11 protein-coding genes are annotated in these 7144 nt (G+C 59.5%); 5 read left to right on the forward strand and 6 right to left on the reverse strand.

Annotation, left to right across the window (positions count from 1 at the left end):
* Nucleotides 1-195: 195 nt before the first annotated feature.
* Nucleotides 196-624 (reverse strand): hypothetical protein, encoded by a 429-nt coding sequence (locus tag AC3WN8_RS13380; protein WP_492669927.1) that lies wholly within the window; start codon nt 622-624, stop codon nt 196-198.
* Between the two features lie 287 nt (nt 625-911).
* Here AC3WN8_RS13380 and gntA point away from each other — a divergent pair, with 287 nt between their 5' ends.
* Complete coding sequence (gene gntA, locus AC3WN8_RS13385; protein WP_492669941.1) at nt 912-1604, forward strand: guanitoxin biosynthesis heme-dependent pre-guanitoxin N-hydroxylase GntA; 693 nt, start codon at nt 912-914, stop codon at nt 1602-1604.
* A complete protein-coding gene (locus AC3WN8_RS13390; protein ID WP_492669942.1) occupies nt 1594-2175 on the forward strand; it encodes a DUF1989 domain-containing protein in 582 nt (193 codons plus the stop codon). Before gntA ends, AC3WN8_RS13390 begins: the two co-directional genes overlap by 11 nt.
* A 188-nt stretch (nt 2176-2363) precedes the next feature.
* On the opposite strand, the gene AC3WN8_RS13395 is transcribed toward AC3WN8_RS13390, so the two are convergent.
* From AC3WN8_RS13395 to AC3WN8_RS13410, 4 genes are all read right to left on the reverse strand, one after another.
* Nucleotides 2364-2567 carry a hypothetical protein gene (locus tag AC3WN8_RS13395; RefSeq protein ID WP_492669928.1) on the reverse strand — a complete coding sequence of 68 codons (204 nt, stop codon included), beginning with the start codon at nt 2565-2567 and terminating at the stop codon, nt 2364-2366.
* A 356-nt stretch (nt 2568-2923) separates the two neighbouring features.
* Nucleotides 2924-3448, reverse strand: a complete 525-nt coding sequence (locus AC3WN8_RS13400; RefSeq protein WP_492669929.1) for a hypothetical protein — start codon at nt 3446-3448, stop codon at nt 2924-2926.
* A gap of 454 nt (nt 3449-3902) precedes the next feature.
* The gene (locus tag AC3WN8_RS13405; RefSeq protein ID WP_492669930.1) at nt 3903-4220 is read right to left on the reverse strand and encodes a hypothetical protein; all 318 of its coding nucleotides are present in this window, start codon (nt 4218-4220) and stop codon (nt 3903-3905) included.
* Between the two features lie 209 nt (nt 4221-4429).
* Nucleotides 4430-4726: a hypothetical protein gene (locus tag AC3WN8_RS13410; RefSeq protein ID WP_492669931.1), complete on the reverse strand. Its 297-nt coding sequence runs from the start codon at nt 4724-4726 to the stop codon at nt 4430-4432.
* A gap of 427 nt (nt 4727-5153) precedes the next feature.
* On the opposite strand from AC3WN8_RS13410, the gene AC3WN8_RS13415 reads away from it, so the two are divergent.
* The 3 genes from AC3WN8_RS13415 (at nt 5154) to AC3WN8_RS13425 (ending at nt 6840) form a co-directional block, all read left to right on the forward strand.
* On the forward strand, nt 5154-5816 hold the full coding sequence (locus AC3WN8_RS13415; protein WP_492669932.1) for a DUF6766 family protein: 663 nt from the start codon (nt 5154-5156) through the stop codon (nt 5814-5816).
* Nucleotides 5817-5843: 27 nt separating this feature from the next.
* The gene (locus AC3WN8_RS13420) at nt 5844-6125 is read left to right on the forward strand and encodes a UvrB/UvrC motif-containing protein (RefSeq protein ID WP_492669933.1); all 282 of its coding nucleotides are present in this window, start codon (nt 5844-5846) and stop codon (nt 6123-6125) included.
* 277 nt (nt 6126-6402) lie between these two features.
* Nucleotides 6403-6840 (forward strand): MgtC/SapB family protein, encoded by a 438-nt coding sequence (locus AC3WN8_RS13425; RefSeq protein ID WP_492669934.1) that lies wholly within the window; start codon nt 6403-6405, stop codon nt 6838-6840.
* Nucleotides 6841-6844: 4 nt separating this feature from the next.
* On the opposite strand, the gene AC3WN8_RS13430 is transcribed toward AC3WN8_RS13425, so the two are convergent.
* Nucleotides 6845-7144, reverse strand: a 300-nt coding sequence (locus AC3WN8_RS13430; RefSeq protein ID WP_492669935.1) for a hypothetical protein, incomplete at its 5' end; no start/stop codon positions are given.

Here is a 7144-nt window from a genome sequence, read left to right on the forward strand (position 1 = left end):
TTGCTCGCGAGTGTGACCACACAACGCTTTGCGATGCGACGGGACGCAAATGTCAGGCGTGGAATCGTGTTAACCTGGGTTTATTGCCGACGCCGATGGCGTCGTCCTTCCGCTCTAGGCACAGGTTCCACCGATCGCGTGGACCGAATTTATTACAGATATCCAATTGGTACGTCTTGGAGGCGCCGCAATGCGTCAGCTTGGTGGGGGTAACTCGACGTCCTCAGGGAAATGAGGCGGAGCGTCACGTTCGGCTGCTTCAAGCGCTCTTGTCGCCTCCAGCGTCTGACGTGTCCGCTCAATCAGTGCTCCCAATTGTTCTTGGGTCAGTCCGCGTCGTTCGATTTCCTCGCGGAGCCGCCGTCCGGTCTCGCTTTGCAGGTCAGGATCGATATCCAGTTCGCTGAAATAGAAATGCGCCAGGCCCGGATCGCCAAGCTGCGTCACGTCGATGTCGCGGAGCGGGTCCGCGCCGTCGGCCGGATCGTTCGAACAAGTGGCGGCCCACTCGATGAGGAGATCGAGATGGCTCGCCGAAAATGCAGACCTCTGGTCGATCAAATCGCCGGGATCCAGTTTTTGCCGAAAATCGCGGGCAGCGGCGACGGCTTCACTCAGCGACATGATCAATGCTTCCTGTCATTCGAAACCGGGGCCTCGCGCGTTTGCCGGTTGTTCGAGATCACCCAGATCATGACCGCGATGAACACGATCGGCCCACTGCTAAGGGCGAAGCCCCATAATGTTTCCGATCCATCATGGCCTGATCTCCTTGCCGCCTGAATGAGCCATCGGCCTGAAAGGTTCCGGAGCGCACCGTGCAGCCGGATGGGAAAGCAACGAATTTCCAAATCGTTACAACCTGGATCAACTGGTGAAACCTTAGCGTGCGTCCGACCGTTTGCCCGCCCATGCTTAAACCAACAGACGACAGTCAGCACCCGCTCGCCAAACGCTTCATAGAGTTCATCAAACATCCGTCCTTTCCCTGCGTCGGTGCGAAATCGGCGCTCGGCAAGGGACAGATGCGGATCGTGATCGGACGCGACATGCGCTCGGCCTGGGACGATTTGCGCATCTATCCAAATCTGCTGGAGCTCGCGCACAGCTATTCGCGGAAACCCACTTTGTTTCAGTCGCTGGCCGTCCTGTTCGAAGAGGATTCCGAACTGGATGAAGCAGCTTTCGAAACGGTCCTTTGGGAGCGCATCCAGTCGCTCACCGACAAGGATGGCTGGCTGGGACAGGACGCGGATCCGCGCGTGAGCGACGATCCCGACGATCCGCATTTCTCGCTGAGCTTCGGTGGCGAAGCGTTCTTCGTCGTTGGCCTGCATCCACGCGCGAGCCGTCCCGCGCGCCGCTTTGAACGGCCCGCGCTCGTATTCAACCTGCACAATCAATTCGAGACATTGCGGGCGTCGGGTCTTTACGAAAAGATGCGTGGGACCATCATCGACCGCGACGTCGCGCTGGCCGGCACACCCAATCCCATGCTCGCGAGGCACGGCTCGATATCGGAAGCGCGACAATACTCCGGGCGTGCCGTCGGTGACAATTGGGTTTGTCCGTTTTCAGGTCGTGGAGCCACCCATGCTCAATGAGATAGCGCCGCGCACTGGCACCGCCTTCACTCTCGACAGAGGCCAGATCCTGTCGGTTATCGACCCGCTCGGTGAGCAGGTGGCGGATCTGCTCGCCTATCGTCGCAGCGACATCGGCGAAGTCATATCTTCGGGTCGGACCCTGGATTATGCGAGCCGCATTTACCTGACGACCGGCGACAGGCTCTATTCCAACCGTAGCAACGTCCTGCTGACCATCACCCGCGACGATGTGGGCCGCCACGACTTTTTGTTGACTCCCTGTTCAAGCGACACGTTCCGGATCATCTATGGCGACAATGATCCTCACCATGGCTGCTTCGGCAATCTCGCTGAAGCGTTGGCGCCCTATGGCATCACGCCCGACGACATTCCCATCGCATTCAACTGTTTCATGAACGTCCCGATCGATGGTGAGACTGGCGAGTTGCGCGTGGAAGCCCCACTCAGCAAGGCGGGGGACCGCATCGTTTTCCGCGCCGAAGAGGATCTCATCATCGGACTGACCGCCTGTTCCGCGCCGCAGTCTAACAATGGATCATTCAAGCCCATTCAATATCGCGTCGAATAATGAAGACCGTTCACCGAAAGTCTCGAATTCGCGCAGTGCGGTGGGCGCGCCGTGGCAGGAGTCTCCTGTCCGGCGCTGGGTTTTAATCCGCATGGCCGCCGGCTCCGTCGACGGTAGCCCATCTGTCGAACGCGCAACTCCGGTTCGAATCCTGCGAGGGCTGGTAGAGCGAGTCCGTCTACGCGCTTTTAAAGCGACGCCGCCTCTTGCTCTGTTGGCGCAGGGTTTTCGTGCTTCACCTTGCGCGCTGCCAATCGCAACCACGTTTCCGCGGCATCGATATGGATTCGAGCGCGATTCGGCAGGGTTTCAGCCTCTGCTTGCCGCATCGCGTGCCGGGCACGGGTGATCAAGATTTCACGGGTTTCCCGGATAGGGCTCGCGCCGATCATCGGAGCGGCCCTTTCTGCTGCGGACTTCCGATCCGATCGGCATAATTCTGAGCAAAAGTCAGATGTGTCTGTCGGATGGCGGGGTCGGCAGCGCGCTCTGCTGCTTCGCGGCATTCGCGTTCACGGCGAAGGTAATAGTCGTGCTGGTTCTCTTGGGGCATGATGAGCCTCCAGCTGACAAGCGGCGGCTCAACAGAATTACCGTCAATCGGCGCCAGCTTGCGGTAGCCGCGGCGCCGATGGTGATTGCATACACTGAATCGCAGCCGGAGTCTTGATGTCGATCAAGAGCGAGCACGAGGGCGCGGCTCGGCATCTCCGTCCAAGTCGCGAATACCGGCGCTCGTGCCCAGGCGTCACGATTCGCGCCATTTCATCATAGAATGATCGTAGCGGCGGCGGGCGGCAGCGATGGCCTTGTCGAACTTGGCGATCTCGGCTGCATGCGCTTGCTCGAGCGAGCGGCGTTCCTTTGCAACGCGGGCTTCTTCCTTGGCGATCCTCTCCAATGCCTTTCCGTGTCGAGCTTCCAACGCTTCCAATGCTTGTTCCGCATTGTCCAGGCTCTGCCGACTCGGTCGCGGCTTAGGCTTGGGCGCGGTCTTGAACCCCTTCACAGCTTGGCTTGCCGGCCTGTGAGTGACGGCCTGACGGCGCGGTTCGCGGGGGAGTGCGGCCATGTGCTCGGCGGCACTGCCTCGCAACCGCTTGATCACGACACCGGGCTTCGCGAGCGGCTCGCCCGTCAGCTTGGGATCCGTGACGATTTCGGCAACGCCACGCGCGAACAGATTGCTGTCCGCGCCCCAGGCTTCAAGCGCAGCAGCGATATAGGCGTCGTGGAATCCGATTGGCGTGCGAAAGACCTTCAGCTTAGGCATGTTGCTTACGAACTGACATGATGAGTCTCCACTGATCGGCTCCGCTATCAGCACCTCCGAACGTTGCGACGGGGTGGTTGATATCGATGAAGAATACCAGTGCGCCCTGACCGTCGTGAGTGGTCTCGATCGAGATATGCGCTGAACAGGGTCGCCAAACACGCAACCCGGCGACCCTGAACGCTGTCCGACCATAATCGGCTCCCCTAAAGCGCATCGCACGCTCCTTTGGTTCAATTTGTCCCCAATTTTTGTGCCCGGCTTACCCGCTCGGGTCTGTGAAGATCTGAGATTGTCCGCTTTTCAAGGGAGTTCGAACGGCCCAGGACGCAAGGAGGGTGATGAAATCTGCCGTTGCGGTAACTTAGAAGGGGGCTGATCGCGAATTCTGCCAAAATGAAAAGGGCCACCGCCGGGTGGTGGGGGCCCTTTTCCAATTCAAGCTGCAAGCGGTTTATTTCTCGCCATTGTCCTTCACGGCGACCGTCGGCACGTCGATCGATTCGGTTTCGGTCTTGAGTTTGGGAACTTCGATGTCCGTTTTCTTCGTGCCAACCACGACTTCCTTCGAGTCGAGATCGACCGTCGGCAATTCGCCACCCTTGACCGAAACTTCCGGCAATGCGCCTTCCTTCTTCACGTCTGCGCTCCAGAATCCGGAAGCGAACAGTGCGCCGACAATGGCCGCGATTACGATCAGAACGATCGCAATAGTTCTGCCGCCGCCACGGCGTTTCTCCACGACGGGATCCGTTGTGTTGTAATCAGCCATGAGACTCTCCTAATTGCACCAATCGCTCAACAAGGGCTTGGACTTGTTTGTTCCACGTACATCGGGTGATAAAGTAAAAAAGATGTCAAATGAGTGAGCAGAATTCGTGAGAATTATTATCAGAATCTCCTAGTGCCAAACGTTTTCTTATACTGAAATCGATCGCTATCGAGTTTGGTCTTGCCTTATTCGGAGCGGTTGCCTGTGCCCTACGCCGTCGGCTCTTCCGGCGGCGCGTTGGCCGATATGGCCGGCGTGTCCAAGGGGGATCCCAGGGCTGCGGCAATCATTCGCTCCCAGACCGCCACATCGCCGACTTTCGCCATATCTTCGTCGGGCTCGCGTAACGTCTTGAGCACCGCGATCGCATCTTCCTCATAGTCCGGCCACGCATCGTCGACGTCGGGCGCCGCCGATGGTTCGTTACCCTCGGCATTGCTGCTCAGATGTTGCGCTGCGAGCACGCGGGCGATGCGCTGGATGGCGGGCGTTTTCGAGATATCCATCAGACTGTCCTTCCCATAATGCGCTGATCTTCCGAACAATCTTCCGGCGGGACGATGCTCACCCCGGGGCGGTCCCGACCTGCTGCTGTCCTCCAGGCGTCCCCGGATCGGGATCACTCTCGTTGAGCCGCACGTCGCCGGCGGCGCCGCGCCGCGGCAGGGGCTTGGCTTGCTCGTCCTGTGAAGCAAATGTCTCCCGGGTCTGTTCGGGCATGGGGCGCATCCTTGATCGTGTCGAAAAACCTGCACGGAGATTAAACCCGTCGGAAGAGTGACCTGTTCCGTTCCGCAAGCTCCATGGCACCGCCCGTTCGATCGATGATACGGCTTGGACGACTAATGGCGCCAAGGCCGGTTCGATAAGAACCATTGTCCCGTCCGGCGCGTTCTCGGAGCGGTAAGGGCATCTCATGAGGATATTAGCGCAATGGCAAGAATCTGGCGCAACAATGGCCTGACGATCGCATTGATGGTGCTGTTCGTGGCGAGCCTTCTCGGCCATTGGTTCATGGGCTGGCGTGTCGCCAATGAGGATCTGGTCCGCCATGGTGAAGCTGCGATCACCCTGGGGCAATATGCGACCGACCCGCATTTCATCTCGACGGTCTTTGAAAATTGGGAAAGCGAGTTCCTGCAAATGTCGGCCTATGTCGTGCTGACGGCAATTCTCTTCCAGAAGGGCTCTGCCGAGTCCAAGGATCCGGACGCTCCGCCACGCGATGCCGATCTGGTCGCGCAATCGCGCAAGGCCGGCGCACCGGCGATTCTGAAGGCAGGCGTTGCGATGCGCTGGCTCTACGCGCATTCGCTGGGCATTGCCCTTTTGATGCTGTTCGCCCTGTCTTTCGTGCTGCACTGGCTGTTCAGCGCGCGTGAGGCCGCGGCAGAAGCCGCAAGTCATGGCGAGCCGGTTCTGTCGACCATGGCCTATCTGTCGAATGCGCAGCTCTGGTTTGAATCTTTCCAGAATTGGCAAAGCGAATTCCTGTCGACCGCGGTCCTGGTCGTGCTCAGCATCTTCCTCCGTCAGAGAGAATCGCCAGAGTCCAAGCCTGTCGCCGCGCCGCACGGAAAAACCGGTGCCGACTGAAAGCGACATTCCGCCGAGTGCCAACCGATGAGCGATGACATCGAGAATATCCGCCTCAGGATGGAGGCTGCTGCCGCTGCACTCGACTTCGAGGAAGCCCGGCGGTTGCGGGACATGCTTTCACTTATCCGGAGCGGCGCGACGCCGGCCGATGCGGCGAAAGCGGACACGGCCGGTCTCGTTCGCCAGCAGCCGGGGAAAATGGGATTGGGCACCAGTCAGCAGCGCATGACGCCGCCAGCGGGTTGGACGCCGCCGCCAAAGCCTGATCCATTGACCGCAGGGCATTCGCGCAGGAAGCGCCGCTAAGTCAATTGCAGAGGTTATAGGGCGCGACCCCGCCATTTTCGGCGAGCTTGTGCATCACCGCTTTGTAAAGTGGATTGGTGTGGACGGAGGCGAATGTCCGTAACGACTTCATCCGTCTGAATCTTAATATCGATCGCCCCCGGACTGGGAAACGGACATACATCATCACCACAAGGCAGATCATGTCGGGCGATGAATTGAAGTAGCGGAAGGGGGCGGTCGGGCAGGAGATCTGAGGGCCGTTGCATCGCTTTGCTCAGCGGCGCGTTGCGTCCTTATGACCGACCCAATCTCGTTCATTCCGCATCTTGTCGCCCTCGGTGTCGCTTATGGCCTGGCGATTCCGATCGGCTGGAATCGCGAACGCGAGGAGCGCAGCGCGGGTTTGCGCACATTTCCCTTGGTCGCGGTGGCGAGCTGCGGCTTCGTCCAGGCCGTCGAGACGATGATGGCCGATGACCCGGCAGCGATCGCCCGCGTCCTTGAGGGGGTCATCGCCGGCATCGGCTTTCTGGGTGGCGGCGCCATTCTGCAGCAGAAGAACTCGGTCAAGGGAACGGCGACCGCGGCAAGTCTGTGGGCCACCGGCGCGGTCGGGGTCGCCGCCGGGCTTGGCAGCTATGACGTTGCGGTCGCCATGACCTTGTTCGTGCTCCTGACTTTCTGGGTGCTCGCACCGCTCAAGCCGCGCGAAAATGAGCGAGGCGACGAATGATCGATCAAGAGCCACCTCGATCGGACGCTTGATCAGGTCGATGTTGCCGGCGGGACCAGGAGCGCTGCTCCACGCGTTTTTGGAACAGGTTTGTCCCACTCTCGTTCCGATCCGGAGAGGAGTCGGGCTTATGACACAGGCAGATGACGTTTTTCGCATCGAGCAAGGTTTCTGGCTTGGCGGAAAGGAACATTTCCTCGCCCATCTCGATGGTCAATGTCTGTTGGGGTGGTGTCATCTGTGGATGGCCCCTGCGCTGCAAGGGGTAAATTGAGCTGATGATTTGATCTGGCAGGGTGCGGTC

This window comes from Sphingobium sp. FW305-3-2-15-F-TSA7, assembly GCF_058787155.1.